Raw genomic sequence first — 26,334 nt, forward strand, 5'->3', positions numbered from 1 at the left:
GTGGCCCTCGGGTCGAGCCCGAGGGCAACGTGGTGGGTGGGGTAGAGCAGGGCGGTGAGCTTCCAGCATATGGGTTTACCAGCACCCCCACCCTTGATCCCTCCCCGCAAGGGGGAGGGTGTCGACTGCGATTTTGGTGCGAGGTTAGCGCGGGCTATTGCCATCTACGGTGTCATCCCGGCCTTGAGCCGGGGGCCATTGAGGTGTCACAGCGGCAAGGTGCGGAAGTGGCCAACGCAATCGCTCACCCCTCGCCACGCGTGAGCTTCAATCGCCTGGCGATTTCCCCTACCCTGCCCCGGCCATAGGCCAGGCCGTGGTACAGGCGCAGCGCGCCATGGGCCCAGGCGATATAAATGCCCGGCCGGTGCAGCCACCGCGCCAGCCAGAACATGCGGTGGCTCCAGGCGCTGATGCCGTAGCGCAGGCGGTAGATAATCTTGCGCTGGAACCGCAGATCGTTGCTCGGCGCGACCCGCTTGCGCGGCTTGAGGCCACCCCGTTTCCAGGTCAGGCGATAGGCGAGCCCCTCGCGCCGCTGGCGCAGGCCGGCCGCCTGGGTATTGGCAATATAATCGGCATCTACCGGCGTGAATTCGAGCCTTTGGCCGGCAATTCCCTCCTCGACGATCTCCCGCAGCTCCGGCGTGCGCACGACAACCACATTGGTCCCCCGCCAATCGGATGAGTAGGGTTCGACCCAGGCGTCGCCGAACGAGATATCGGCGGTTTCCGCCAGCACGTCGTCGCAGAAATTGCAGGCCGAGTTCTGGAAAAACCCGGCGCCCCAATCGCCGTCGCCCAGATACCACCAGTCCTTTTGCCGGACGCTGCCGTCGCGCAGCGTCAGTTGCGCGGTGTACCAGTTGGACGGGCGCTCCGGGCCCTTGAGGCGGTATTCCGGCCGGACGACCGCTTCGATGGTGGTATCCATCTGCCAAGCGAAACTCTCGACCAGGCGCGCGCTTTTCATGTGTCCGCAGAACAGGCCAAGCGTATAGGCGATCCGTTCGGCGAGGACCGGGTCCTGCGCCCGCGCCAGATGCACGGCCTTGATGAAGCATGGGATGCCCACAATGGCATAGCGCCCCGGCACGCGGCGGATTTCATCGAAAACGCCGGATAGCTGCACCGGATAGTACCGCGACCTGGCGCCTGCGAGCAGCTCATCCAGATCCCGCGAAATGCCATAGGCGAAGAAATTTTCGCCCGTCGTCGGCCGCACATGGGCCACGCCATCGACCAGCCCGCGCCGGAGCAGTTCTGCCGCCACCCAGCTGACCATGCCGCCCGAACTGCCCTGTTGCCGGAAGGGGTTTTCCGTCACGGCGCCTACATAGGCGGCCTCGTAACGGCCTAGCCTGGGGTCTGTGTGCGGCGCCTGCGGGAACCTTGGGGCGGCCAGTTCATCCTCATTGGCGGCAGCGGGGGAGAATGGGCAGATCTGCGCCAGTTGTTCGCTCTTTGCGCGCTCGGAGGACCCGGTCGGCTTGAACTGCCCGTAGGCGTCCAGCGCCATTTGTAGATCGGGCTGCACGTGCATCCCCGCGCAGGTGCCGCAGCCAATGCAGAGGCCGGACCTCTTTAGTTGCCGCAGGCTGATCGCGGGGTCAGCCGAGAGCGTGGTCAAGATAGCTGTCCGACTGAACCCTCATGGTCGCGATGGCGTGAGCGATCCGGGGGTCCAGAATGTCGTTCATAATGGCTTCGATTTCCGTCGCTTCGGAGACCATGTGGCGCTCGGCGCCCAAGGCGGCAACAAGGTCGCGAACCTTGTTGAAGCGGTAGGCCGACGGCGCCGTGACGAAGGGTTTTCCGTTCACCAGCGCAAAGACGCAGCCGTGGAAGAAGTTGGTGACGACGCCCCGGGAGCCGGCCATCATCGCCGCGAACTCCATTGGCCCGGCATCGATGCGCTGCTCATCGGCCCAGGGATTGTCATAGCCGATGCTGACCAGCCGGACGCCCTCGCCCCTCGCCCAATGGACGATGTGGCTCGTGAGCCAGTCGGGAAACCCATGACCATAAACAACAGCATAAGGCTTTCCGTCCGTCCATAACGGCGTCTTGGGAATGAGGTGTCCGAACTGCAGGCAGGGGTCGAGAACCATGGCGGGCAAGCGCCCGGTGGCCTCTGCGACGAGCGATTGCGAATTGCTGTCGCGCACCGAAATTGCATCAAAGCGCTCGAGGCGTTCGGACCAATAGCTATCCAGCCCCTCCGAGGCCGATTGATTGCCAAAGCTCGCCGCATAGGAGGCCAGGCGCCCGGCATTGAGGCCGTCGCCATAGAAAACGCCCTTGCCGCCATACCAGGGATGGCGCAGGTTCCAGACCTCGTCGCTGCCTACCAGAACTACGTCGAACGGCTCGCTCTCCTCAGGCGCCAGCAGGGGAAACGGGCGCGATAGCGGCAGGCCTTCGAAGGCTGCAAAGAACTGCCGGGCCTTTTCGCCATAGGCGGAGCGGTGTGCTTTGGGCGGCGCTTCGGGGATGGGCCGCAGGGCGCAACGCCATTCGGCGATATTGATGCGGCTCGAATGGTGATCGAGCAGCACCGCATCGTGCCCACGGGCGCGCAGACCTTCAGCGAGGCACCGGGCCTGCCAGTAAGAGCCGTAATTTATGCAGCGGTGAAAGGTCAGGATGCCGATGCGTTTGGAAGCGGTCATTGGTTTTCTTAACGGGCGTAGATGCGGTCGAGGACGTCGGCAACCACGTCAAATTCGTGCGCACTCTCATCGAACCGGCCGCCCTGGGCGAGGCTCGCCGCCCAGTTGACGATGGCCCGGCCCGACCAGGCATCGGGTGGCTCTGCCAGGGAAACGCTCTGGGTTCGGGTATGGTGCCGGGCGGCGAAGTCGAAGAAGGAGCCGCCCACATTGGAGAAGCTGGCGCCGCCTTGGGTGCCGTAAAAATCGGCGCCGATAACGGCGTCGCGGCCCGCGTGCAGGTGCCACGAGCAGGTGATGCGGATTACGGCGCCGGTGGCGAGGGTGATCGTTGCGGTAGCGAAATCCTCCACCGTGTCGCTGTCCCGGGCGATCGGCGCGCCGCCGCTGAACAGATGGCCGGTGACGGTTTCGACCTCAGGGAAATCCAGCGTCCAGAGTGCGAGGTCGACAAGGTGCACGCCCAGATCCATGACGCATCCGCCACCGGACAGGGCCTTGTCGAAGAACCAGGGTTTGTCGGGACCATAGGCGTTGTGGAATGCCAGGTCGGCGGCGAAAACCTGCCCCAGGGCGCCGGATTGAACCAGCGAGCGGATCTGCTGCATCCCCGCTGTGTAGCGATAGGAGAGATCGAGGCCCAATAAACGATCTGCGGCTCGCGCAGCATCGATCACGGCGGTGACTTCTGCCTTGGTGCGGCCCAGCGGCTTCTGGCAGAATACGGCAAGGCCGCGCTCCAATGCGCGAATGGATTGCTCCGCATGGAGGGCACTGGGCGTGGCGATGACAATGCCATCCAGGTCAAGCTCGAGCATCTCGTCAAGCGAGGCAGCCAGGGCCGCTTGCGGGGCAAGCTGGTGCGCGGCCTCGGCCATCTCGGGGGATGGGTCGGAGATGACGACAGGCTGGACCAGAGCTTCATCGAGCAGGCTGTGCATCCGGATCTGGCCGATCCGGCCGGTGCCGAGAAAGCCGATACGGGGGAGAGCGCTCTGGGCCTTGGAGGTAACAGAACTCATGGATAGATCACCAGGGCCTTCATGAACCCGTCCGGCCGGTCGCGCGTGGCGTTGAGGGCGGTATCCAGCTCAGAGAGGGGATAGGTGTGGGTATAGAGCGGGGTTGGATCGAGCCGCCCTTCCGCCACTGCCCTGATGGCGTCGCGGATGCCTTCCACATACATGTTGGGGTCGCGCTCGTGGGCGTTGATGACGTCAAAACCGCGCCAGTTCCACATCTGCATATTGACCTGCCGCGGCCCGTCCTGGTGATAACCGGCAACGATCAGGCGCCCGCGCTCGCGGGTGAGTTCGGCGGCGAGGTCGAGCGGCCATTGCTTTCCGACGGCTTCGATGACCCGGTCGCAGAATTGACCATCGGTCAACTCCTTGACGCGCTCGATGATCTGCCAGTGATCGTGCATGGGAATGGTTTCGGCGGCACCCAGCTTTGCTGCCAGATCGAGAGCGAATTGCCGGCGGCCGATGGCGATGACACGGGCACCGGCGCCCACCGCCAACTGCGTCAGCAAGGCGCCGAGAAAGCCAATTCCGACAATGGCAACGGTATGTCCGGCCGAGATTTCCGAGCGCTTGAAGATGTTCATGGCGCAACCAAGCGGTTCGCCGGGAAACGGAACACCGTCCAGCTCGGGTGGAAGCTTGACCACGGAACCCACCTCGGCCACGTCATGAGTTGCGTAGCTGTGGTAGGACAGCGCCGCCACCCGATCACCGATCGCGAACTCCGTTACGCCCTCGCCCAAGGCATCGATGACACCCCAGCCTTCATGGCCCAACCCACCCGGCTCAGTTGGAAATTTCATCCATTCCGGCCCGGACCAGGGACCAAGGTTCGAGGCGCACACTCCGCAGCCCTCGAGCCGCACACGAAGCTGACCCGGCCCGGGGTTCGGCACCGCAAGGCGCTCGATTTCCACCATTCCGGGTCCGGTCACGACGGCCGCCTGCATCTGATCGAGGGAGGATAGCGCAAGGTTCATAGGTTCGGCCTCAATCGCGATTGACGAATTTGTTGAAGCGGCTCTTCCCGCCATCGGCGGTCTCGTCCTGGTAGAGAAAGGCCAGCTTGTTCTCGTCAAAGATCTTGAAGAACTCGTCCCAGGAGATCTCCTTGAGATTGTCTTCGGGTTCACCGAAATCGATGCGCAGGATACCGCCCTTGCCCTTGGTATCGACCATGGCCGGGTGACCGTCCCGCGCTTCGGCCCATTTGCGGATTTCATCGTGCTTGGTCGTGGTGTTGGAACTGCTCATGATTGTCTCCTTGCGCTGGGTGCAATGAAATCAGGCGGGCGAGGCCGCTACGCGCGGCATGGCAGCAATGCCCTGCCCCCGCCTCGTCGCCTCGAAGGCCAGCGGTGCGCGGCCAAGGCCCTGGTAGTTAAGCCCCATAGCGGCCGCGCGTTCCGCATCGATGATGTTGCGATAATCGAGCAGGTCGCGGCCGCGCATCACCTGCGCGAGATCGGCAAGGTCCAGGGTGCGATATTCATCCCATTCGGTCAGAATGACCACGACATCAGCATCGCTTGCGGCTGAGAGAGCTGTGTCGTGCCAGACTGCGTCCTGGAGCAGACGCTTGGCACCATCGGGCTGCGGATCGTGCAGATGGACGCTGAGCCCTGCCTGCTGGAGCAGGGGAACGATGGTCAGCGCCGCCGCTTCGCGCACATCATCGGTGTTGGCCTTGAAGCTGGTGCCCAGAATAGCCACCCGGCCTTTGCGTGGCGCGGTATCGATGATGCGGGTTGCCAGGCCGAGTTTACGGGCTTCGTTCTGTTCGATCAGCGTCTCGATAAGGGGCTGAGGCGCGCCATGGCGGCGGCCGGTGCTGGCAAAGGCTCGGGTATCCTTGGGGAAGCAGGAGCCGCCAAAGCCAGGGCCGGCGGCAAGAAACGACAGTCCGATCCGCTTGTCGCGCCCGATGCCATCGGCAACGGCAGTCACGTCTCCGCCCACGCGTTCGCAAAGGTCGGCCACATCGTTGATGAAGCCGATCTTGAGGGCCAACAGAGCGTTGGCGGCGTATTTTATGAGCTCTGCATTGACGGTTTGCGTCGCCACGACCGGGATGCCGCGAGCCTCCAGCGGCGCATAGATTTCGCGCAGCACTGCTTCGGACCGCGCATCGTCGGCGCCGATGACAATGCGGTCTGCCTGCATGAAATCGCTGATGGCAGAGCCTTCGCGCAGGAATTCCGGGTTAGAAGCCACTGCGACGTCCCTGCGGCCGCGGCTGGTATCAACGATCCCCTTCACCCGCCGCGCCGTTCCCGTGACCACGGTGGATTTGAGGACGATAACGGCGTCGCGCTTGAGATGAGGCGCGATAGCCCTGGCTGCGGCATCGACAAAGGAGAGGTCGATATCGCCCTCTTCGTCTGATGGAGTGCCGACGGCCAGGAAAACCGCGTCGGCTGTGCTTGCCGCCTTCGTCGTATGCGTGGTGAATTGCAGTCGGCCCACTTCGATCTGGGCGGCGACGAGTTCGGGAAGACCCGGCTCATAGATCGGAACGACGCCGCCTTGGAGCGCCGCGATGCGTTGTCCGTCAATATCGCAGCACGTGACTTCATGGCCGAGTTCGGCAAGGCACGCGCTGGTCGTCAAACCCACATAGCCAGCGCCCACGACAACGATCTTCATTACTCTCGCCCTTTCGATCAGCCCTGCGGGGCTACGCTTGGGTCTGCAACCGGCGAATTCGCAGCTTTGTTCCTCAGACCAGTTGGGGTGGTGAGCCGCCTGAATGCTGGGGAAGTCATCAGCGCACCCTCTCCTGCGGCTCCACAGCGGAGTCTCGCGATCAAATCATCGATTCCTCTGCAACTTGGCAGATGCGACCTGGTTAACTCAGGATAACAGCCGCGTTCCTGGGCCGCGCGGGATACAACCCCGGCAAATTGGTTCCTCATGTGCGAGAGCAGCCGGAATCATTAAGCTTTGTTCCTTGTCTCGACCTTCGAGGGCCACGGCGAACAAGGCGCGCAATTCCGAACGCCGGACGCCCTATCGGAACCTGTCCGCCCAGCGATGCTTCCTAAAGCAGGTACTTACCCCCTGCAGATGGGCGCACATGAAACAGATACTCGTCACCGGCGGATGCGGCTTTATCGGACGTTATGTAACCGAGGAGCTGCTCCAAGAAGGCTACAGCGTACGCATCCTCGACAGCTTCATCGACCAGGTTCACGGCGATAGCGCAGCCGCCGTTCCGGCGGGTGTCGACCTGATCCGCGCTGATGTTCGCGACAAGGGCGCAGTGAAGGAAGCCCTCAATGACATCGACGGCGTCATCCACCTTGCAGCCGAGGTTGGCGTTGGCCAATCCATGTACGAGATCGCCCGCTATGTCGGGGGCAATGATCTCGGCACGGCCGTGCTGCTCGAAGCCATGATCGACACGCCGATCAAGCGCATCGTGGTCGCATCCTCGATGAGCGTCTATGGCGAGGGCCTGTATCAGTCCCAGGACGGCACCAATTCCGCTTCGAGCCGCCGGCGCAGTGCCGATATCAAGGCGGGACGCTGGGATCTCACCGCGCCGGACGGCACGCGGCTCACCCCGGTAGAAACCGACGAGCAGAAACCGGTCGACCTGGCTTCCATCTACGCGCTGACCAAATACGCGCAGGAGCGTGCGGTACTCATATTCGGGGAGGCCTATGGCGTAGATGCCGTGGCGCTTCGCCTGTTCAACGTTTTTGGCCCGGGCCAGGCGCTGTCCAATCCCTATACGGGTGTTCTGGCCAATTTTGCCTCGCGCTTGATCAACGGGCAGCCCCCGATGATCTTCGAGGATGGGCAGCAGAAGCGCGATTTCGTGCATGTTCGCGACGTTGCGCGGGCCTTCCGACTGGCGCTGGAACAGCGGTCGGCGGCGGGCCATGTCATCAACGTTGGCAGCGGCAATGCCTATGCCATCGCGGATGTCGCGACCATGCTGGCCAACGCAATGGGCGTGCCGCACCTTTCCCCCGACATCATGAACAAGGCGCGCTCGGGCGACATCCGCAACTGCTTTGCCGATATTTCCAAGGCACGCGAACTGCTGGGCTTCGAACCAAGATTCCGGCTGGAAGATTCCCTCGACGAACTCGCCGACTGGGTTCGCCAGGCACAGGCGGTCGATCGGGGTGCGGAGATGAAGCGGCAGCTCGAAGAGCGAGGTCTGGTTTCATGAAGAAAGCACCGCCAATAAGTTCAACGGAGAACCCCATCGTCATCACGGGCGGCGCCGGCTTCATTGGCTCCAACCTCGCCGATGCGCTGCTGAGCGATGGCGAGACGGTGGCGGTGCTCGATAATCTGAGCCGGGGCGGGGTGAAGCAGAACCTGCTATGGCTGCAGGAGCGTCATGGCGAGCGGTTGCAAGTCGTCACTGCGGACGTGCGGGACAGCGAAGCGGTCGACACCGCTCTCCCCAATGCCGCCGCTGTGTTCCACTTCGCGGCGCAGACTGCGGTGACGACGAGCCTTGCCGACCCGATCGAGGATTTCGAGGTCAATGCGCGCGGCACCGTCAATGTGCTTGAGGCCGTGCGCAGGGCGGGCCACCGTGCGCCTGTTATTTTTTCGAGCACCAACAAGGTTTATGGCGGCCTAGGCGACCTCCGCCTGGTCGAACTGGATGAACGGCACGTTCCGGCCGACGAATTGATCCGCACGCGCGGCATCAACGAAGATCGCAAGCTCGATTTCTGCACACCCTATGGCTGCTCCAAGGGCGTGGCCGACCAGTATGTGCTCGATTATGGCCGCTCCTATGATCTGCCGACGGCCGTTCTGCGCATGAGTTGCATCTATGGACCGCGCCAGTTCGGCACCGAGGATCAGGGATGGGTTGCCCACTTCCTTATCCGCGCGCTCAAGGGCGAGCCGATTACCATCTATGGCGACGGCAAGCAGGTGCGCGATGTGCTGCATGTAAGCGATGCCGTGGCAGCGTATCGCGCCGTGCTCGCCGACATCGACAAGGTTCGGGGCCGCGCCTTCAACTTGGGTGGCGGGCCGCGCAATGCCGTCAGCCTCAACATGGTGCTGCGCGAAATCGAGAAGATCGTCGGCACGACGCTCAGCGTGAGCCGGGACGATTGGCGAGAAGGCGACCAGCTTTATTTCGTGGCGGAAACCAGCCGCCTCGAGGCAGAGCTTGCCTGGCATGCCAAAACCGGGTGGCGCGACGGCCTGCGCGACCTGGCTGACTGGCTGGCCGGGCAGGACAATGATGCGCGAACATTGCGGCGGGTGAGCGCATGACGGCGTTTGCTGAATTCAACGTGGCTAAAAGCAAGGGACCTCGGTCGCCGCGCATCCTCGTCACCATTGATGCCGTGGGCGGGGTCTGGCGCTATGCCATGGATCTGGCTGCGGGGTTGGCTCAATATGGCTATGCTTTCACCTTTGCGGGGTTTGGACCTGCACCGAGCGAGGCGCAACGCGCCGAGGCCGAACGGCTGGGCGAGTTGGTGTGGTTCGATGCGCCGCTGGATTGGACGGCCGGCCACGAGGCGGAGCTCGACTGTATTCCGGAATTGCTTGAGGCCCTGATCGCCGAGCGGCAGGTCGATCTGGTCCACCTCAACCTGCCGTCGCAAGCCTGCGGTCTGAGCGTCGATGTTCCGCTGCTGGTGGTGTCGCATTCCTGCGTCGTCACCTGGTTCGCCGCCGTGCGGCAGACTGGCGTGCCGCCGGATTGGCAATGGCAGTACCGCCGCAACCGGGCCGGGTTTGACGTGGCCGACGCCGTGGTGGCGCCGAGCCATGCCCATGCCAGCATGTTGCGCACCAGCTATGGCCAGATCAACGGCCTGGGTGTGGTCTATAATGGCACCCGGCCTGCGGGGGAGATCGCTGAGAAGGAAGCCCAAATATTTGCTGCCGGCCGCTGGTGGGACGACGGCAAGAATGGCGGCCTGCTTGATGAGGCTGCGGGTCGGTCAGCCTGGCCGGTTACCATGGCGGGATCGGTATCTGGTCCCAACGGGCAATATCGCGCCTTGCGCCACGCGCGCCACATCGGCGAGTTGCCACACGCCGAGATTTTGCAGCACATGGCGAGGTCGGCCATTGTCGCCTCGCCATCCTGCTACGAGCCATTTGGTCTGGCGCCGCTGGAGGCTGCCCAGGCGGGCGCGGCGCTGGTGCTGGCGGATATCCCGACTTATCGCGAGCTTTGGGACGAAGCCGCTCTGTTCGCCCCGACCGATGACGCTGAAGCTTTTGCCGATGCGTTGAACCGGCTCGCCAGCGATGATGCGCTACGCCACGAATATGGTGTTCGGGCCAGGGAGCGTTCGGCGCGCTACACGCTTGAGGCGCAGGCGGCAGCGATGCAGTCGATCTATGATCATCTGCTGCATCCGGCGGCGGCGAGGGAGGCGTAGCGGATGGAATTTGTGTTCTACACGCATTCCCTGGTGTCGGACTGGAACCACGGCAATGCTCACTTCCTGCGCGGTGTGATGCGGGATCTGGTGAGCCGCGGGCATAGGGCGCGCGCGCTGGAGCCTAGTGGGGCCTGGAGCCGGCACAATCTGGTGCAAAGCCAGGGTGAAGCGGCGGCAGAACGTTTTCATGCTGACTTTCCGGAGTTGCAGTCTCAGGTCTACGGCGCCGAGTTTGACCATGCGGCTGCATTGGAAAGCGCAGATGTCGTCATCGTTCATGAGTGGACTGATCCGGCCTTGGTCGAGCGCCTGGGCAAGCTTCGGCGAGAGGGCGCGCCGTTTACGCTGCTGTTCCACGATACACACCATCGCGCCGTGTCGGCGCGCGAGGACATCGCGGGGCTGCGCTTGCAGGACTATGACGGTATCCTGGCATTTGGTGAAACGCTGCGGCAGCGTTATCTGCGGGCGGGGTGGGGCCGGGAGGTGTTCACCTGGCATGAGGCGGCGGATGATCGGCTGTTCCATCCCATGCCCGAGATTGCGCGGGAAAGCGATCTGATCTGGATCGGCAATTGGGGCGATAACGAGCGCACTGCCGAGATCAATGAGTTTCTCATTGAGCCGGCGGCCGCGCTTGGGCTCAGTGGCACGGTTCGGGGCGTACGGTACCCCGAAGAGGCGATTGCCGCCGTCAACAAGGCGGGGCTTCGATATGGTGGGTGGATTGCCAATGCCGACGCGCCGGCGGCGTTTGCGCGTCATCGCGTGACCATGCACATCCCGCGCCGCCCATACGTGCAGTCGCTGCCGGGCATTCCAACCATCCGGGTATTCGAGGCGCTGGCGGCGGGGATTCCGCTATTGTCGGCGCCATGGGACGATGCCGAGGGGCTGTTCCGGCCGGGCGAGGACTTCCTGTTTGTCCGGGATGGAGAGGAGATGCAGCAGCGGCTGAGGGACGTCACCTCGGACACGAGCCTGGCGCAAAGCCTTGTGAACAGGGGGCTTGAGACCATTCGCGCCCGGCACACCTGCCGACATCGCGTCGATGAATTGCTGGCCATCCTGACCCAGGTGGGTAGCTCCCGCGTCACCGATCAACTCGATAATCTTGAGGCGGCACAATGAGAATTGCGTTTTATGGCTCCAGCCTGTTGTCGGCCTACTGGAACGGCGCCGCGACCTATTACCGGGGCATTTTGAGGGCGCTAAGCGAGAAGGGATATGAGATCACCTTCTATGAGCCGGACGTTTATGACCGGCAGAAGAACCGCGACATCGAGCCGCCGGAGTGGTGCCAAGTCGTTGTTTATGAAGGCACAATAGAAGCGCTCAAGAAGGTGGCAGGCGAGGCGCGGCGCGCCGATATCGTCGTCAAGGCCAGCGGCGTCGGGTTTGAGGATGATTTGTTGCTCGATGAGGTGTTGAGGGCGGCGCGGCCGGGGGCGCTCAAGATATTCTGGGATGTGGATGCGCCGGCAACGCTTGCGGAACTGCGGGCGGCGCCGGACCATCCATTGCGGCGGGCGCTGCAAGCCATTGATATTGTTCTGACTTATGGTGGCGGTGAGCCGGTGGTGAATGCCTATCGGGAGATGGGTGCGCATGATTGCGTGCCGATCTACAACGCGCTTGATCCGCACACCCATCATCCTGTTTCGGCGCAAGCACGCTTCGAGGGTGACCTGGGATTTCTCGGTAATCGCTTGCCGGATCGCGAAGCACGCGTCGAAGCTTTCTTCCTGGAACCTGCAGCACGCACCCCATCTCAGCGGTTCCTGCTCGGTGGTTCGGGTTGGGGCGACAAGCCCATGTCATACAACATCACCTATCTCGGTCATGTCGGCACGGCCGATCACAACGCCTTCAATGTTTCGCCCAAGGCGGTGCTGAACATTTCCCGATCGAGCATGGCGGAGATTGGCTTTTCGCCCGCGACACGGGTTTTCGAAGCGGCCGGTGCCGGGGCGTGCCTCATCACCGATTATTGGGAGGGCATTTCGCTGTTCCTCCAGCCCGACGCGGAAATCCTGGTGGCCCGCGACGGGCAGGACGTTGCGGCGATCATGGCTGATCTCACGCCGGAGCGGGCGAGCCGGATCGGCAAGGCGGCGCTGGAGCGGGTGCTGCGTGAGCATACCTATGCTCATCGCGCCATCGACGCTGATCGCGTGTTCAGATCTTCGGCGCGGCGCCAGATCGAGGCGGCGGAATGAGTGCGCCCTACGACATCGTCGTGCTGGGACTGTCGCTTTCCTCATCCTGGGGCAATGGACATGCGACGACCTACCGGGCGCTGGTCCGCGGTCTGCAAAGCCATGGGCGGCGGGTGCTGTTCCTGGAGCGCGACGTGCCCTGGTACGCCAGCAATCGCGATCTGCCTGATCCCGATTTCTGCGATCTGCAATACTACCACAGTGTCGAGGATCTGCTGGAGCGTTTCACGACCGAACTCAAGGCTGCCGGGTCGGTGATTGTTGGGTCGTACGTGCCCGATGGGGTGGCGGTGATCGATGCGCTGGATCGGCTGGATCTGCAACAGCTGTGCTTTTACGACATCGACACGCCAGTGACGCTAGCCAAGCTGCATCGGGACGATGAGGAATATCTGGCGCGCCGCCAGATACCGCTGTTCGATATCTATTTCTCGTTCTCCGGTGGCCCTGTGCTGGACCGATTGGAAGAGGAGTTCGGTGCGCCATCGGCCATGCCGCTTTATTGCTCGGTCGATGCGGAGCGCTACGGCCCGACGGATGGCACGCCCCAATGGGATCTGGGGTATCTGGGCACCTATAGTCCCGACCGCCAGCCGACGCTCGAGAAGCTGTTGATCGAACCGGCGCGCCGGCTGCCGCATATGCGGTTTGTTGTTGCTGGGCCCCAATTCCCCGACAGCATCGACTGGCCCGCCAATGTCGAGCGGATCGAGCACTTGCCGCCGGCTGAACATCGCGCCTTCTATAACCGGCAGCGGTTCACCCTGAACGTAACCCGTGCCGACATGATCGCCGCGGGATGGTCACCAAGCGTGCGGCTGTTCGAGGCGTCGGCTTGCGGAACGCCCGTGATCAGTGACATGTGGGACGGACTGGAGCAACTCCTGCCGCCTGGAGAAGCCATCTTGCTGGCGCGGGAAACGGACGACGTCATCAAATATCTGGAGAACACCAGCGATGCGGAGCGGGCGGCTTTGTCGGCCTCGGCGCGCCGCTACGTGCTGGCCGAACATACCGGGACGGCGCGCTCGGGAGAGCTGATCGCGATGCTCGATACGAACCGGAACGCCGCCCGCCGAATTGCTCAACAAGGATAAGGCAATGACCGCTTCAACCAAGAAAAAGACGATCCTTGTGGCGGGTGGCGCCGGATTTGTCGGCTCGCATCTTTGCGATGTGCTGCTGGCCGATGGCCACCGGGTAATCTGCGTCGACAATTTCCAGACCGGTTCGATGGACAATGTGCGGGCACTCAGGAACCATCCGGATTTCAAGCTGATCCACGGCGATATCTGCGAGCCGATCATTGTCAGGGAGCAGTTGGACCAGATCTATAATTTGGCCTGCCCGGCATCGCCGCCGCAGTACCAGGCCGACCCGATCCACACCATGTTGACCAGCGTGGTCGGCACGGCCAATCTGCTCAAGCTCGCAGAGAAAAACGGCGCGTCGTTCCTCCAGGCATCGACCAGCGAAGTTTATGGCGACCCCGAACAGCACCCGCAGCACGAGGATTATTGGGGCCATGTGAACTGTACGGGCCCCCGCGCCTGCTACGACGAGGGCAAGCGCGCGGCGGAAACACTTTGCTTTGACATGCTGCGTACCGGTCGGGTGGATGCCCGGGTGGTCCGCATCTTCAATACCTATGGGCCGCGCATGAGCCCCAATGACGGGCGGATCGTTTCCAACCTGATCGTGCAGGCGCTGCGTGGTGAGCCCCTGACCATTTATGGCTCGGGGGAGCAGACGCGTTCGTTCTGCTTTGTCAGCGATCTGGTTGCGGGCATCGTAGGCCTGATGAATGTCAGCGCAAATCCCGGCGTGCCGGTCAATATCGGTAATCCCGGCGAGTTCACCATCAGCGAGTTGGCAGACCTGGTCCTGGAAATGACGGGCAGCGCCTCGCCAATCAAGCATTTGCCGCTGCCGGTCGACGACCCACAGCGCCGGCGCCCTGATATCGGGCGCGCCAAGAAATTGCTGGACTGGGAACCCAGGCTGCCCCTGTCCGAAGGCCTGGCGCTGACGATCCCCTGGTTTGCCGAGACGCTGGACCTGAAGCTTCCCAAACAACGGTCAACCACCATCAGGCCACGCAGCGAGCGGGCACTGGCTGCGGCGGTACACTCCTAGGATATTGCAATGAGCGAGCCTGGAGAACGGCAAGCGGGTGAGGATATTCCGCAGTCGGTCGCTCGCAACATTGCCGCGATACGGGAGTGGAAAGCTTCGCGGCGAGCAAAAGCGCGTCCGGGGGACAAGATTGCGGCAGCTATCAGCAGTTTCGCTGGGAGCATGCCGTTCGTCTATATTCACCTGGTGCTTTTCGGCGGCTGGATCGGCATCAATCTGGGTTGGGTGCCGGGCTTGCCGCGCTGGGACCCATCGCTGGTGATCCTGGCTATGGCAGCCTCGGTGGAAGCGATCTTCCTGTCGACCTTCGTCTTGATCAACCAAAACCAGATGGCCGTCGAAGTCGACGAGAAGGCGGAGCTCGACCTTCAGGTCAACCTGCTCAACGAACGGGAAACCACCAGGCTCATCACGATGATACAGGCAGTAGCTGACCATCTTGGCGTTCAGACGGGAATAGAGGGTGATCTGGGCGAATTGCGCCGGGACACCGAGCCGGACGTCATCCTGGATGCCGTGCGCACCGGGCGTGAAAAGGCCGACGATTAGCTGGAATTTCGGCTGGCCCGTCAGCCAGCTCCGCGAAGGTCGTTGTGGCGTGTCACGGGCTTGAGTTGATCCTCGTCGGCGTCAGCCACGAACTCGTGTTCGGATGGTTTTGGCGTGGGCACATCGGCCAGGGGATCGACATCGTGCTGGCGCTGGAACTCGCAATCAACGAGGTCCTCGGCCAACTCGCTTTTGCCGGCAACGAGGCGCGCCGCCTTAAACGGCGGTATGCCGAACTCTTCGGTCAGGAACTGCACGTCGCGGCTGCCGGGTGGGGTGGATGATCTGGTCATGATGTCTGTCTCCGTCAGACAGGCAAACGCCTAGCGGAAGCACAGAGCGCGGCAGTTATCACGGGTTAAGGCAACCGGCCGCCGTTGGATCAGCCTCTCCAAATGCAAAATGCAACATGGGTTAGTTGCGCAGCGTGGTGAGGGCCCGTGCCGTTGAACCCGCTCTGGGGTCGAAGCCTCAACCACCCCCTCCATGCTTCATCAAAGGAAAGACTGATGACCGACACAGACGACATCTTCGTCACCGGCCTGCGCAATGCTCATGCCATGGAGAACCAAGCCCTCTCGATCATGAAGCCTCAGGTCTCGCGGATCGAGAACTATCCGGAAGTCGCCCACCGCCTGCAGCAGCACATCACCGAGACCGAAGGGCAAATCCAGCGGCTGGAGCAGATCCTGGAAGGGCTGGGCGAGAGCCGCTCCATGCTCAAGGATGCGGTTCTTTCCGTGGGCGGCGCCATGGCGACCATCGGGCATACCGTGGCTCCCGATGAAATCATCAAAAACAGCATCGCCAATTTCGCCTTCGAGAACTACGAAATCGCCGCCTACAAGAGCCTGCTGGCGCTTGCCAACCAGGCGAGCAACAGTTCCGCTACGTCCCTGTTGCAGCAGAACCTGCAGGAAGAGCTCTCGATGGCCGAGTGGCTGGACCAGAATATCGAAACAGTGACCCTGAAATACGCGGCCCTGCGCGAAAGCGGCCAGAGCGCCAAGAAATAACGAGGAGGCACACATGAAAGCGCTTTGCTGGCACGGCAAGCATGACGTGCGCTACGACACGGTACCGGACCCGACGATCAAGGACGGGCAGGACGTCATCATCAAAGTGACCTCCTGCGCCATCTGCGGCTCGGATCTGCACCTTTACGACGGCTTCATGCCCACAATGGAATCCGGCGACGTGCTGGGGCACGAAAACATGGGCGAGGTGGTGGAGGTTGGACCCGAGCACACCAAGTTCAAGGTCGGCGACCGGGTCGTGGTGCCGTTCAATATCGCCTGCGGGCAATGCTTCTTCTGCCAGAAGGGGCTTTGGTCGCTATGCGACCGGACCAACCCCAACCACAAGATGGCGGAGGCGGCCATGGGCCACTCGCCCTCGGGCCTGTTCGGGTATTCGCACATGCTGGGCGGCTATGCTGGTGGGCAGGCAGAATATCTGCGCGTGCCGCATGCGGATGTGGGTCCGATCAAGGTGCCGGACGAATTGAGCGACGAGCAGGTGCTGTTCCTCTCCGACATTTTTCCGACCGGCTACATGGCCGCGGAAAACGCGGAGATCGAACCGGGCGACACCGTCGCAATCTGGGGCTGCGGCCCCGTCGGCCAGTTCGCGATCCAGAGCGCCTGGATGCTCGGTGCCGGGCGGGTCATCGCCATCGACAATGTACCGGAGCGGCTTGCCATGGCTCAGACGCACGGCAAGGCCGAGACCATCAATTTCGACGAGCAATCGGTGTTCGAGACGCTCAACGAAATGACGAACGGCCGTGGACCCGATCGCTGTATCGATGCTGTCGGCACCGAAGCTCATGGCGGCGGTTCGGTCGATGCCGTGGTCGACAATGTCAAGAAATCGCTACGGATCGGGACCGACCGGCCGCATGTGTTGCGCGAGGCAATCATGTCGTGCCGCAAGGGCGGCACGATCTCGATGCCCGGGGTCTATGTCGGGTTCCTCGACAAGGTGCCGATGGGTGCGTTCATGAACAAGGGCCTGACGCTCAAGACCGGGCAGACCCACACGCATCGCTATCTGGCGCCGTTGCTGGAAAAGGTGGTGGACGGCACGATCGACCCCAGCTTCGTGATTACCCATCGCGCGGGGCTCGATGCAGGGCCGGAACTCTACAGCACGTTCCGTGACAAGAAGGACAGCTGTATTAAGGTGGTGCTGAAACCGTGATGAGAGCAGCTCCCCGGGGTAGGCGGGGAGCTGCTTTGGTTATGCGGTTGGCCGAAGTGGGATTCCCGCTTTCGCGGGAATGACGCCGTGGGGACTTGGCAAGACGGGTTTGGGCCGCCGCTTCGAGAAAGCTGCGTCTCAGCTGTCGTCGCGATGTTCCTCCCGGTATTCCTGCTTTGTTGCGACTTCGGTTTGCAGGCGCTCCTGCGCCGTACGCTTCTTGTTGCGGCTTGACGCATAAGCCATCACCAGGCCGAGCGCCGCCACGCCAACCGTCAAGAGAATAAGCCAGAAAGCTGGGCCCGATTCCATTTTTAGTACTCCTTTTCCCGTTTCCGAAGGGCGGACCGCTAGCGCGGCTCCTTGATGAGATGCAGATAGCGTTCATCGAACTCGCCCATTTCCCTGGCCGCCTGGAGATTGGGCAAAACAAGTTGACCCGCCTGCCAGATCAGGAGGCCCTGCTTTCGCAGGCTCTGCACGACCCGGTTCGCATGCACGGATGACAGGCCCAGTGCGTCGGCCAGATCCTGCTGCGTCAGCGGCAGGTGATAATTGTCGGGCTGGCCCAAGCCGACGGCCGCGAGCCTTGCGCCCAACTCGCAGAACAAATGCAGCGCCCGCGCTTCAGCGGACAGCCGGCCCATGCAGACGATCCACTCCCGTTGCAGGGCGCTATCGAGCAGGGTCAGCAGCCACAGCAGCCGGGTGAGGTGGGGAAGCCGCTCCGTCATGCCCTTGATGGCCTCGTGCGGATACATCGCCAGGGTGCAGGGGGTCAGTGCCAGAACGGAGTGGTCCATCTCCTTGAGGGGGAAACTGTGCAGGTCGACGAAATCGCCGGCCACGTGGATGGTCGCGAACTGGCGCTCGCCATTGGCCACGGTGCGATAGCGCGCGGCAAATCCGCTGACGAGCAGGGTGGAACGCGCCGGCCGGTCGCCTTCGCGCACAAGGTCGGCGCCGGCAGTGGCTTCCTCGATGGCGCTGACACCATCGACAAGCGCCTGGCGCTCGGCGGGGCCCAGTGTGTCGCGCCGCTCGATACGCCCGAAGAATGGATCTAGCCGCTCTGTCGTCCGGTTGTGCATCCAATTTGCCTCCCGTTACCACGACCGCATCCTTTTTGAAGGGCTTTGTGTGCTGATCGGTTCCCCAGTTTGTTGCCGGGGCGCATAACGTGGATCAATTGACGGCGCCGAATTCAATTTCCATGTTTGCAAGTGGAGAGGGAGGCGGTGACATGGAACGCCAGTCGCAGATTTTGGAAGTCGAAGTTCAGCATGATGGAGATCTCCATCGCGCGAGCTATTTCGTCGAAAATTCAACCATCTATACCAATATCGACGGGCATATGCTGATTGCTCCGCTCGGGCAAAGCGAGGCAGCCACGACCGTCAGGATGCTGCTGTCCGGCCATCTGCGGCACAATGCACGCCGGCTCAAGCAGGCGAGAAGATGGATCAAGGCACCGAGCGCCTGAGGCGGGTTCAGTACTCCCGGAAAGCACGTGCCATGCTGTCGGTGACGGGCTTGGTGAGGTATTCGAAGAAGGTGCGTTCGTGCGTCTGGATCAGGATTTCGGCGGGCATGCCCGGGGTTGGGGCGAAGCTGCGCACGCGGGCCAACTGATCAGGCGCGACGCTGATCCGGGCGATATAGACCTCGGCGGCACCGGGACCCGTACCTTCCAGCACGGAGTCGGCGGAGACATAATAGACCTTGCCCTCGAGCATGGGCGTGGTGCGCTGGTTGAGGGCGCTCAGGCGCACGCTGGCGACCTGGCCCTGGCGCACTTCGTCGATCTGCATGCGTGGAATTTGTGCTTCGATCACCAGGGGTACTTCTGACGGCAAGATTTCCAGGATGGCCTTGCCGCTTTCGATGACGCCGCCGGCCGTGTGGTAATACAAGCGGATGATGGTGCCGGACACCGGGGCGCGCACAGTGGTGCGGCCGAGTACGCTGTTTGCCTGGCGGATCTGCTCGCGGACAGCGTCGAATTCGGCCTCGATGCTTTGCATCTCATCCATCGCGGCCTGCTTGGCGGTGTCTCGCGCCTGGTCCATTTCCCGTTTGAACCGCGTGATCTGCGCATCGGCGGACAAGACATCCGATTTGAGGCGGGCAAGGTCACCCTCGACGTCTGCCATGGCTCGCTGCAGTGAATTGACGGCGGAGCGCGTCACCAGTCCGCTTTCGAGCAGAGACGACTGGCGGACAAAATCTGCCGCGAGCAAATCATACTGGTTTTGCATCGAGGCAATCTGGGCGTTGCTGCCGTCGCGCTGGAATTGCAGTGCCGCGATATTCTGTTCCAGCACGCTGATCTGGGTTTCGAGCTTGGCGCGCGAGGATTCGAAATTGGCGCTCTGGCTGTCGTTGATGGCCTTGATTTCCGGATCGGCCAGGCCGGCGAGAATGGCGGCGGGGGGAATATAGCTGTCCAACCCATGCGACTCTGCCTGCAGCCGCGCCATGATGCCTTCGAGCCGGAGGCTGCGCAGCTCCATCTGGCGGGCGTTGGCACGAGCCGCGGTTGCATCGAGCTGGACCAGATCCTGCCCCGCAACGACATGGTCGCCCTCGCGAACCAGCAAGGCCTTGATGATACCGCCTTCCAGATGCTGCACGATCTTGTTCTCGCCCGTCGCAACGAAACTGCCGGGCGCTATGACGGCTGCAGCCAGCGGCGCGAAGCCGGCCCAGAGGCTGAAGCCGCCGAACAACACGACGACAAGCACAAGCCCGAACATGGACTGCTTTTTGATCGAGCGGGGGACTTCGGAGTACCATTCCAGGTTCTGTCCAGCGACCATCATCGACATGGCTAAACGCCCTCCGGCAGTTTCGGGGCCCCTTGCGTGGGGTTCTGCCCCGCTTGGGTGAGCGCCTTCATCACGTCGGTGCGGGTGCCAAAGAGCGAGACCGTGCCATTGCTGAGCACCAATATCTTGTCCACGCAGTTGAGCAGCGCCGGCCGCTGGGTGATCGTCACCACGGTGATTTCCTGCTTCTTGGCGTGGACGATCGCGCGGGCCAGTGCCTGCTCGCCCTGGCTGTCCAGATTGGAATTGGGCTCGTCCAGAACCACCAGCTTGGGATTGCCGAAAAAGGCCCTGGCCAAGGCAATGCGCTGCTTCTGGCCGCCCGAAAGCGGTGCGCCGTCAGCGGCCACGACGGTTTCGTACCCTTGAGGGAATGAAGCGATCAGTTCATGCACGTCGGCCAGCACTGCTGCATCGAAGATGTCCTTGTCGGTGGCATCCTCGCGCATACGGCCGATATTGGCCTTGATGGTTCCGGGGAACAACTGCACGTCCTGCGGCAGATAGCCGATGCTTTCGCCGAACTGGCGCTGGTCCCAATTGCGCAAATCCATCAGGTCGAGCCGCACGCTGCCAGAAGTGGGCAGGATGGAGCCAACGAGCATCTTGCCCAGCGTCGTCTTGCCCGCGCCCGAATTGCCGATGATGGCGAGGGATTCACCGGGCAGGAGCGAGAACGAGATGCCGTTGAGGATGACCTTCTTGGCCGGTGGCGGCACGAACAGCAGGCGCTCGACATCGAGCCGTCCCTTGGGGCTGGGCAGCAGCAGGCGCTCGAAGTTGAGCGGCGATGTTTGCAGCAGGGCGCGGATGCGCTGGAACGAGGCCCGGAACTGGATGAAGCTGTGCCAGCCTTCGATGGCGCCTTCGATCGGGGTCAGGGCACGGGCCGCGATGATCGAGGCGGCGATGACCATGCCGCCGGTCATTTCACCTTCGATGGCAAGATAGGCGCCCCATCCCAGCATGGTGACCTGCGTGAGCAGGCGCACGAGCTTGGAACAGGTGGCGAAAACGATGTTGCGATCCTGCGCTTTCACCTGCGAGCGTAGGGACAAGGCCGTGTCCCTGCCCCAGATGCGGACCGCTTCGGGGATCATGGCCAAGGCGTTGATGATCTGGGAATTGCGGGACATCGAATCCAGATGCAGGGTCGCCCGGCTCAAGAACGCGTTCGACTCGGCAAAGGGCTTGGCGGTTACGCGCTGGTTGATGGTGGCGATGATCAGCAGCAGCACGGAGGCGATGACGACAATGTAGCCCAGATGAGGGTGGATCAGGTACACGGCCAAAAGGAAAATCGGTGCCAAGGGCGCATCGAGGAAGGCCAGGAGCGTGCCGGAGGTAATAAAGGAGCGCAGTTGTTGCAGGTCACCCAGCGTCTGGTATTCGCGGCCATTGCCGTTGAGCGAGGCACGGGCGGCGGCGCTCAGTATCGGGGCACCCAGTTGCACCTCCACTTCGACCGCCGTGCGCATCAGGATAAAGCGGCGTACCGCATCCAGCGTCGTCTGCAGCAGGACAGCACCAACGATCACGATGGTCAGCATGACCAGTGTATCGAGTGAACGGCTGGTCAGCACCCGATCCGAGATCTGGAACAGGTAAATCGGAATTCCGAGCACCAGTATGTTGATGATGAGCGTGAAGGCCATCACGACCGAGAGATTGTGCCGCACAGCCTTGACGCCGCGCATGTAGCTTTCGGCGAAGTTCGGTGCCTCGGTGCGCTTGTGGAAGTTTCCTCCGCCTCCACCGCCGTTGCCGCTGCCTTTCCCCGGTGGCTTTGCGGGAGCCTTGATCTCGCCTTCACGCACCAGACGGGGCGTTTTGAGTGGGCCCAAATCCCCTTCGATGATGGGCGCAATCTTGGCCTCGGCGGGCCGTGGGGCATCCGTGTGCCGGGCGCTTGGTTCGGATTGCGGCTCGGGCCGTGGCATTGGCTCTGCTGGATTGCCGGGTCCAGCGGCTGGTGCCGGATCTGCCGTCACCGGGGCAACCGGGCGTTCTGCGGCGGGTGCAGGCGAAGGGTCGGCCGAAACGATCTTCAAAGACGGCGCGGGCTGGGCCGGGGTGGCACTGGGGCGAACTTCCGGGTGAGGCACCGGCGCGACGTTGGGTGCGCCATGGGATGGGGTGCCTGGATTTGTCGCAACTGGCCTTGGGGCTTCGTGCGGCGTGGGGACCAGATGCGGAGTACGCTCCTGTACTGGCGTTTCGCCCTGGGAGGCAGACCGGCGCTGGCGCACGGCTTCTTCGGCAGCCAGGAGCTGCAGTTCGGCCACGGCCGCATCGATATCGCCCAGCGCCTGGACGACCTTGCTGGACGGCGGGGAAACAACGGAGAATGCCTGTTTGGTGCGCTGCGCATCTTCGGAAAGATTGAGCTTGAATTCGAGGCTCACGGGAATCACTCGCTGCTTATTGCAGGGGGAACGGATCGGGCTCTAGGCTAGAACCGATTGCATGGCGTCCACGCTGCCGCCATCGCCCATAGGGACCATGACGTTGTCGATTTCACCGGGAATGCTGGTGTCCATGTCGATATCGAGGAAGGCGATAACTTCACTGACCAGCGCATCGTTGGTGACAGGCGCGGTATTGCTGTCGGCCACCAGATCCGCCTGGATCAGGATGGCGTCGGAGTAGATCTGCCCACCCACATGCACGTCGCTGCCGACCGAGTCATAATCGACGATGGACGCGACATTGATCAGGGCATTGGAGCCGGTGCTGATGCTCCATTCGTCAGCAGATGTGCCCTCGGTCACGTTGTCTTCGTAGAGCGCCACGAGATCCGCATCGCCCATGACGTTGACCTGCTGCACGGCGCGAAGGTCGTACAGATCTCCGGCGATGAACAGCACTCGCAGATTGCCGAAGCCCTCGAAAGCGCCGTCGCTGGAGAAGCTGCCGGGCATGGAATAGTCGGCGGCGCCTAGGGACGCTATCGCGTCGCCGTAATAATCCGGCAATCCCGAGACAATATTGCCGCCCCCGACATTGAGGATGCTGGCGCTGTTCCACAGCAGGTTGCCACTGCTCGAGACCTCGCCGTTCCCCAGCGCGCCGGACAGCATCGCCACCGTGTCATTGTCGTACAAGACGTTGGTCTGGATGACGAAATTGCCATCATAGAGGCTGCCGCCGACGATAACGAGGTCATAGTAACGGCCCAGATCGAGCATCGAAACGCCGTTCAGTCCCAGGTTTTCGCCGCTGGTTATGGTGGTGGTCGTGCCCACCGCCGTCAGCACATGCGTATCGGTGTCGGTGGTGAAGCTGAATTGGCTGATCCAATCGAGGAACACCATGTCGCCTTGCACGACGGTAATCTGCCAATTGGAGGGAAAGACACCGGGGTTGCCGGCAGCGACATCGGCCGCATTGTCCCGTAGTTCGGCGACGAAGGAGGCAACGTTATAGGCAGCGGTTTCCGCGCCGTTGTTCGTCAGCCGGCTATCGAGCGTGTCCAGATCGCTGTGCACATTGGTCTGGATGATCGCATTGATCGAGTGGTAGTCGCCCGCCACCGCCAGGAACGTCGAGGTGAGGCCGGCATTGGCAATAAAGGCCTCGTTGACCATCATGTTGGCGCCGCTCTCCAGGGTCACGGAGACGCCACTGGGATCGATGGTGAGCGAGGCGGTGGATACATCCTCGGGCTCGGGGTCGGCGACGAGTTCCTGCAACTGCGCCGGCAGGGCATCATTGAGGCTTGGCAGGGTTTCGGCCGGCGTCCCGTTCACATAGAGCCCGTCAAGCGCGGAACCCGTAACAGTGGTTATGTCCTGGGTGAAACCGGCGGAACTCTGATGGCTGGAGGAGGTGGCAATCTGGCCGTCGCTATTCTGTCCGCCTGCAATGGCGGCGATTGCCGCCTCCGCGCTGGCGAAATAGGCGGGGATCTTCTCGACCTCGCTGGGCGCTTCGAGGGACGCGAACGGTTCCGATACTGCAAGGCCCAGCGCCAGCATCTGCTGCACCGGGCCGGCATCGGGCAGGTACCGCATCGCGCCTACATCAGCGCTGCCGAGAACGATGAAGTCATTGTCGTCCAGCAGCATGACCTGGTTTGCCGACAGCATCACGGAGGCTGGAACGGGGCCGAAGGAAGGGCCGGGTTCGGCGGTGAACTCTACGCCTCCCGCCAGGACAGGCCACAGCAGGTGATTGGTGGGGTGCCATTGCAGCCCGGGCACGAAACTCTCGACGATATCGATACGCACGGGTGGCACGCCAAAATCGATATGCGCGTCGGGATAGGGTTGGCGGTAGGACACGCCGGGAATGTAGACCTCAAGCTCAAGGCGCTGGAAAAATCCGGGGGATACATGCTGGATCGGGGCGGCGGCCGCGAGGTGCTGCTCGTGGTAAAATTCTTCGTAGGACTGACGCATCCGCATCTCGTCCACGCGGATGTCGAAACATCCGATGAAGTGCGCAATGGCTTCTGAAACGCTGTCGCTGGGCAAGAACACCGCGACCCCTCCCTATTGCCGTTGGCGTTTGTGCGCTCAACGGTTGGTCTGCGCGCGGTGCGCGCAGACCGGATTTGCCGATTGGAGGACCGGAACCTAGTGGTTGTCGCCGCTGGAGTCGGTGCTGTCGTTGTCCATGTTGCCGCCGACCACAGTCATATCGACCGCATTCTGCTGCAGGTTGGCACCGAGCACGATATCCATGTTGAAGGCCGAACCCGTGACCGTGGCATCGGCATCGGCAGCGGCCGTAATGTCGCCGGCCACACCGTCCCAAGCGCCGCCGGCATTCATCGTCGCATCGCCAGCATCGGCGGTGAGCGTGAAGGTGCCATAGTTGTTCTGAGTCACGCCGCTCAGGGAGTCGTTGTCGACAATGTCGGCTACCTGGTTGATGGCGAAGCCCATGGCATCACCGTCGCCCGAGAAGGCACCGTTAAACACATTGTCGAAATCAACGTCCATCGTGCCGAAGTTGGTGCTGGAGTCGTTGAAGGCATCAGCAATGTCGTCGTCGCTCGAATTGAACGAATCCTCGATAGCAACGTCGAGATCAAGGTCGGTCGTGGTCGAGCTGTCATTGTTGGAGTCATTGACCGAGTTGTTCGAGTTGTCGTTGAAGGCGTTGTCGAAGCTCTGGTTGGTATTGTTCGAGTCGTTCGTCGAGCTGTCCTTGAAGGCGTCGGTGATGGCGACGTCAACATTGGTCGAATTGTCGGAGTTATCGGAATTGTCCGAGTTATCGGAGTTGTCCGAATTGTCCGAGTTGTCGTTGTAGCTGTCGTTGGTGGAGTTGTCGGAGTTGTCCGAATTATCGGAGTTGTCCGAATTGTCGGAATTGTCCGAGTTGTCCGAGTTATCATTGTAGCTATCGGTGATGTCGGTATCCGTATTGCCTGAATCGGCGACATCGGTGTTGAACGAGTCAGTTGCCGAAGCATCCCAGCTGAAAGTCTGCTGGTTGGTCCAGGTTCTGGAATTATCGGAGTTATCCGAGTTATCGGAATTGTCCGTATTGAGGCTGTCGGCGATATCGACATCAACATCGGTCGAGTTATCGGAATTGTCGGAATTGTCCGAGTTATCGGAATTATCCGAATTGTCCGAGTTATCCGTGTTCAGGCTGTCTTCGATATCGACGTCCACGTCGGTGTCGGTGTTAGTTGAATTGTCGGAGTTATCCGAGTTGTCAGTGTTGAGGCTATCCTCGATATCGACATCAACATCGGTCTCTGTCGAATTATCGGAATTGTCCGAGTTATCGGAATTATCCGAGTTGTCCGAGTTATCGGAGTTGTCGGTGTTGAGGCTGTCTTCGATATCGACATCCAGGTCGGTCTCGGTCGAATTATCCGAGTTGTCAGAGTTGTCCGTGTTCAGACTATCCTCGACATCGACGTCTACATCGGTGTCGGCCGAATTATCGGAATTATTCGAATTGTCCGAGTTATCCGAATTGTCGGTGTTCAGGCTGTCTTCGACATCGACATCCACGTCGGTCTCGGTCGAATTATCCGAGTTATCCGAGTTGTCCGTGTTCAGGCTGTCTTCGACATCGACATCCACGTCCGTCTCGGTGGAATTATCGGAGTTGTCGGAGTTGTCCGTGTTCAGGCTATCCTCGACGTCGAGGTCCACATCGGTGTCGGTCGAGTTGTCGGTGTTGCCGCTATCCTCGACGACCAGGGTGTTGTCGTCGATGGAATAGTCTTCCTGGTTGGAACTCGAGCCAAAGGCGTTGAGGGCCTGGTTGCCGGAATTCTTTTCGCTCATGTCGTGCACTCCTGTTTGAAGGAGGCGAAAGCTGCCGGCCTCTATACATTTCCAACGAGG

General features: G+C 61.8%; 23 protein-coding genes and 1 pseudogene. 11 read left to right on the forward strand and 13 right to left on the reverse strand.

Annotated features, from left to right (window positions below; translation table 11 throughout):
- Positions 1-244 precede the first annotated feature (244 nt).
- The 6 genes from C8264_RS08320 to C8264_RS08345 form a co-directional block, all read right to left on the reverse strand.
- Entirely contained in the window at positions 245-1,519 is a 1,275-nt protein-coding gene (locus C8264_RS08320; RefSeq protein WP_162783528.1) for a Coenzyme F420 hydrogenase/dehydrogenase, beta subunit C-terminal domain, read from the reverse strand.
- Positions 1,520-1,610: 91 nt separating this feature from the next.
- Positions 1,611-2,672, reverse strand: a complete 1,062-nt coding sequence (locus C8264_RS08325; RefSeq protein WP_108460508.1) for a polysaccharide pyruvyl transferase family protein — start codon at positions 2,670-2,672, stop codon at positions 1,611-1,613.
- An 8-nt stretch (positions 2,673-2,680) separates the two neighbouring features.
- A complete protein-coding gene (locus C8264_RS08330) occupies positions 2,681-3,694 on the reverse strand; it encodes a Gfo/Idh/MocA family protein (RefSeq protein WP_108460509.1) in 1,014 nt (337 codons plus the stop codon).
- The gene (locus tag C8264_RS08335) at positions 3,691-4,677 is read right to left on the reverse strand and encodes an MDR/zinc-dependent alcohol dehydrogenase-like family protein (RefSeq protein ID WP_108460510.1); all 987 of its coding nucleotides are present in this window, start codon (positions 4,675-4,677) and stop codon (positions 3,691-3,693) included. Before C8264_RS08335 ends, C8264_RS08330 begins: the two co-directional genes overlap by 4 nt.
- Before the next feature lie 10 nt (positions 4,678-4,687).
- Entirely contained in the window at positions 4,688-4,951 is a 264-nt protein-coding gene (locus tag C8264_RS08340) for a hypothetical protein (RefSeq protein WP_108460511.1), read from the reverse strand.
- Positions 4,952-4,981: 30 nt separating this feature from the next.
- A complete protein-coding gene (locus C8264_RS08345) occupies positions 4,982-6,343 on the reverse strand; it encodes a UDP-glucose dehydrogenase family protein (RefSeq protein ID WP_108460512.1) in 1,362 nt (453 codons plus the stop codon).
- A gap of 430 nt (positions 6,344-6,773) precedes the next feature.
- Between C8264_RS08345 and C8264_RS08350 the strand changes: the two genes are divergently transcribed.
- From C8264_RS08350 to C8264_RS08385, 8 genes and pseudogenes are all read left to right on the forward strand, one after another.
- Positions 6,774-7,880, forward strand: coding sequence for an NAD-dependent epimerase/dehydratase family protein (locus C8264_RS08350; protein WP_108460513.1), 1,107 nt, complete (start codon positions 6,774-6,776; stop codon positions 7,878-7,880).
- An 8-nt stretch (positions 7,881-7,888) separates the two neighbouring features.
- Positions 7,889-8,956 (forward strand): annotated as a pseudogene (locus C8264_RS08355) (NAD-dependent epimerase/dehydratase family protein); the annotation flags it as partial.
- Positions 8,953-10,083 carry a glycosyltransferase family 4 protein gene (locus C8264_RS08360; protein WP_108460515.1) on the forward strand — a complete coding sequence of 377 codons (1,131 nt, stop codon included), beginning with the start codon at positions 8,953-8,955 and terminating at the stop codon, positions 10,081-10,083. The pseudogene C8264_RS08355 and the gene C8264_RS08360, both read left to right, overlap by 4 nt.
- 3 nt (positions 10,084-10,086) lie before the next feature.
- A complete protein-coding gene (locus C8264_RS08365; protein ID WP_108460516.1) occupies positions 10,087-11,217 on the forward strand; it encodes a CgeB family protein in 1,131 nt (376 codons plus the stop codon).
- A complete protein-coding gene (locus C8264_RS08370) occupies positions 11,214-12,305 on the forward strand; it encodes a CgeB family protein (RefSeq protein WP_108460517.1) in 1,092 nt (363 codons plus the stop codon). Before C8264_RS08365 ends, C8264_RS08370 begins: the two co-directional genes overlap by 4 nt.
- Positions 12,302-13,402, forward strand: a complete 1,101-nt coding sequence (locus tag C8264_RS08375) for a CgeB family protein (RefSeq protein WP_108460518.1) — start codon at positions 12,302-12,304, stop codon at positions 13,400-13,402. Before C8264_RS08370 ends, C8264_RS08375 begins: the two co-directional genes overlap by 4 nt.
- A gap of 4 nt (positions 13,403-13,406) precedes the next feature.
- Positions 13,407-14,441 carry a UDP-glucuronic acid decarboxylase family protein gene (locus tag C8264_RS08380; protein ID WP_108460519.1) on the forward strand — a complete coding sequence of 345 codons (1,035 nt, stop codon included), beginning with the start codon at positions 13,407-13,409 and terminating at the stop codon, positions 14,439-14,441.
- A gap of 9 nt (positions 14,442-14,450) precedes the next feature.
- Positions 14,451-14,990, forward strand: a complete 540-nt coding sequence (locus C8264_RS08385; protein WP_108460520.1) for a DUF1003 domain-containing protein — start codon at positions 14,451-14,453, stop codon at positions 14,988-14,990.
- Positions 14,991-15,010: 20 nt separating this feature from the next.
- Here C8264_RS08385 and C8264_RS08390 read toward each other — a convergent pair whose 3' ends face one another.
- A complete protein-coding gene (locus C8264_RS08390; RefSeq protein ID WP_108460521.1) occupies positions 15,011-15,283 on the reverse strand; it encodes a hypothetical protein in 273 nt (90 codons plus the stop codon).
- Between the two features lie 216 nt (positions 15,284-15,499).
- On the opposite strand from C8264_RS08390, the gene C8264_RS08395 reads away from it, so the two are divergent.
- Together C8264_RS08395 and C8264_RS08400 are read left to right on the forward strand one after the other, a co-directional pair.
- Positions 15,500-16,006: a ferritin-like domain-containing protein gene (locus C8264_RS08395; protein WP_108460522.1), complete on the forward strand. Its 507-nt coding sequence runs from the start codon at positions 15,500-15,502 to the stop codon at positions 16,004-16,006.
- A gap of 13 nt (positions 16,007-16,019) precedes the next feature.
- Positions 16,020-17,192, forward strand: a complete 1,173-nt coding sequence (locus tag C8264_RS08400; RefSeq protein WP_108460523.1) for a zinc-dependent alcohol dehydrogenase — start codon at positions 16,020-16,022, stop codon at positions 17,190-17,192.
- A gap of 138 nt (positions 17,193-17,330) precedes the next feature.
- Here C8264_RS08400 and C8264_RS22100 read toward each other — a convergent pair whose 3' ends face one another.
- Positions 17,331-17,504: a hypothetical protein gene (locus C8264_RS22100; protein WP_162783518.1), complete on the reverse strand. Its 174-nt coding sequence runs from the start codon at positions 17,502-17,504 to the stop codon at positions 17,331-17,333.
- A gap of 38 nt (positions 17,505-17,542) precedes the next feature.
- Positions 17,543-18,283, reverse strand: coding sequence for a Crp/Fnr family transcriptional regulator (locus C8264_RS08405; RefSeq protein WP_108460524.1), 741 nt, complete (start codon positions 18,281-18,283; stop codon positions 17,543-17,545).
- A gap of 152 nt (positions 18,284-18,435) precedes the next feature.
- On the opposite strand from C8264_RS08405, the gene C8264_RS08410 reads away from it, so the two are divergent.
- Positions 18,436-18,675 (forward strand): hypothetical protein, encoded by a 240-nt coding sequence (locus C8264_RS08410; protein WP_108460525.1) that lies wholly within the window; start codon positions 18,436-18,438, stop codon positions 18,673-18,675.
- A gap of 7 nt (positions 18,676-18,682) precedes the next feature.
- Here C8264_RS08410 and C8264_RS08415 read toward each other — a convergent pair whose 3' ends face one another.
- The 4 genes from C8264_RS08415 to C8264_RS08430 form a co-directional block, all read right to left on the reverse strand.
- Complete coding sequence (locus C8264_RS08415) at positions 18,683-20,020, reverse strand: HlyD family type I secretion periplasmic adaptor subunit (protein ID WP_108460526.1); 1,338 nt, start codon at positions 20,018-20,020, stop codon at positions 18,683-18,685.
- A 2-nt stretch (positions 20,021-20,022) separates the two neighbouring features.
- Positions 20,023-22,125 (reverse strand): type I secretion system permease/ATPase, encoded by a 2,103-nt coding sequence (locus tag C8264_RS08420; RefSeq protein ID WP_245893002.1) that lies wholly within the window; start codon positions 22,123-22,125, stop codon positions 20,023-20,025.
- A 342-nt stretch (positions 22,126-22,467) separates the two neighbouring features.
- On the reverse strand, positions 22,468-24,501 hold the full coding sequence (locus tag C8264_RS08425; protein WP_108460527.1) for a hypothetical protein: 2,034 nt from the start codon (positions 24,499-24,501) through the stop codon (positions 22,468-22,470).
- Positions 24,502-24,597: 96 nt separating this feature from the next.
- Positions 24,598-26,274 (reverse strand): hypothetical protein, encoded by a 1,677-nt coding sequence (locus tag C8264_RS08430; RefSeq protein ID WP_108460528.1) that lies wholly within the window; start codon positions 26,272-26,274, stop codon positions 24,598-24,600.
- Positions 26,275-26,334: the final 60 nt, after the last annotated feature.

This window comes from Devosia naphthalenivorans, assembly GCF_003056355.1.
Classification (GTDB): domain Bacteria; phylum Pseudomonadota; class Alphaproteobacteria; order Rhizobiales; family Devosiaceae; genus Devosia; species Devosia naphthalenivorans.

Coding starts and splice junctions, on each gene's coding strand:
- C8264_RS08380 (WP_108460519.1), top strand. CDS start 13,407: ATGACCGCTTCAACCAAGAAAAAGACGATCCTTGTGGCGGGTGGCGCC.
- C8264_RS08365 (WP_108460516.1), top strand. CDS start 10,087: ATGGAATTTGTGTTCTACACGCATTCCCTGGTGTCGGACTGGAACCAC.
- C8264_RS08345 (WP_108460512.1), bottom strand. CDS start 6,343: ATGAAGATCGTTGTCGTGGGCGCTGGCTATGTGGGTTTGACGACCAGC.
- C8264_RS08350 (WP_108460513.1), top strand. CDS start 6,774: ATGAAACAGATACTCGTCACCGGCGGATGCGGCTTTATCGGACGTTAT.
- C8264_RS08375 (WP_108460518.1), top strand. CDS start 12,302: ATGAGTGCGCCCTACGACATCGTCGTGCTGGGACTGTCGCTTTCCTCA.
- C8264_RS08395 (WP_108460522.1), top strand. CDS start 15,500: ATGACCGACACAGACGACATCTTCGTCACCGGCCTGCGCAATGCTCAT.
- C8264_RS08405 (WP_108460524.1), bottom strand. CDS start 18,283: ATGCACAACCGGACGACAGAGCGGCTAGATCCATTCTTCGGGCGTATC.
- C8264_RS08320 (WP_162783528.1), bottom strand. CDS start 1,519: ATGGCGCTGGACGCCTACGGGCAGTTCAAGCCGACCGGGTCCTCCGAG.
- C8264_RS08330 (WP_108460509.1), bottom strand. CDS start 3,694: ATGAGTTCTGTTACCTCCAAGGCCCAGAGCGCTCTCCCCCGTATCGGC.
- C8264_RS08410 (WP_108460525.1), top strand. CDS start 18,436: ATGGAACGCCAGTCGCAGATTTTGGAAGTCGAAGTTCAGCATGATGGA.
- C8264_RS08400 (WP_108460523.1), top strand. CDS start 16,020: ATGAAAGCGCTTTGCTGGCACGGCAAGCATGACGTGCGCTACGACACG.
- C8264_RS08335 (WP_108460510.1), bottom strand. CDS start 4,677: ATGAACCTTGCGCTATCCTCCCTCGATCAGATGCAGGCGGCCGTCGTG.
- C8264_RS08370 (WP_108460517.1), top strand. CDS start 11,214: ATGAGAATTGCGTTTTATGGCTCCAGCCTGTTGTCGGCCTACTGGAAC.
- C8264_RS08390 (WP_108460521.1), bottom strand. CDS start 15,283: ATGACCAGATCATCCACCCCACCCGGCAGCCGCGACGTGCAGTTCCTG.
- C8264_RS08325 (WP_108460508.1), bottom strand. CDS start 2,672: ATGACCGCTTCCAAACGCATCGGCATCCTGACCTTTCACCGCTGCATA.
- C8264_RS08340 (WP_108460511.1), bottom strand. CDS start 4,951: ATGAGCAGTTCCAACACCACGACCAAGCACGATGAAATCCGCAAATGG.
- C8264_RS08430 (WP_108460528.1), bottom strand. CDS start 26,274: ATGAGCGAAAAGAATTCCGGCAACCAGGCCCTCAACGCCTTTGGCTCG.
- C8264_RS08415 (WP_108460526.1), bottom strand. CDS start 20,020: ATGTCGATGATGGTCGCTGGACAGAACCTGGAATGGTACTCCGAAGTC.
- C8264_RS22100 (WP_162783518.1), bottom strand. CDS start 17,504: ATGGAATCGGGCCCAGCTTTCTGGCTTATTCTCTTGACGGTTGGCGTG.
- C8264_RS08360 (WP_108460515.1), top strand. CDS start 8,953: ATGACGGCGTTTGCTGAATTCAACGTGGCTAAAAGCAAGGGACCTCGG.
- C8264_RS08385 (WP_108460520.1), top strand. CDS start 14,451: ATGAGCGAGCCTGGAGAACGGCAAGCGGGTGAGGATATTCCGCAGTCG.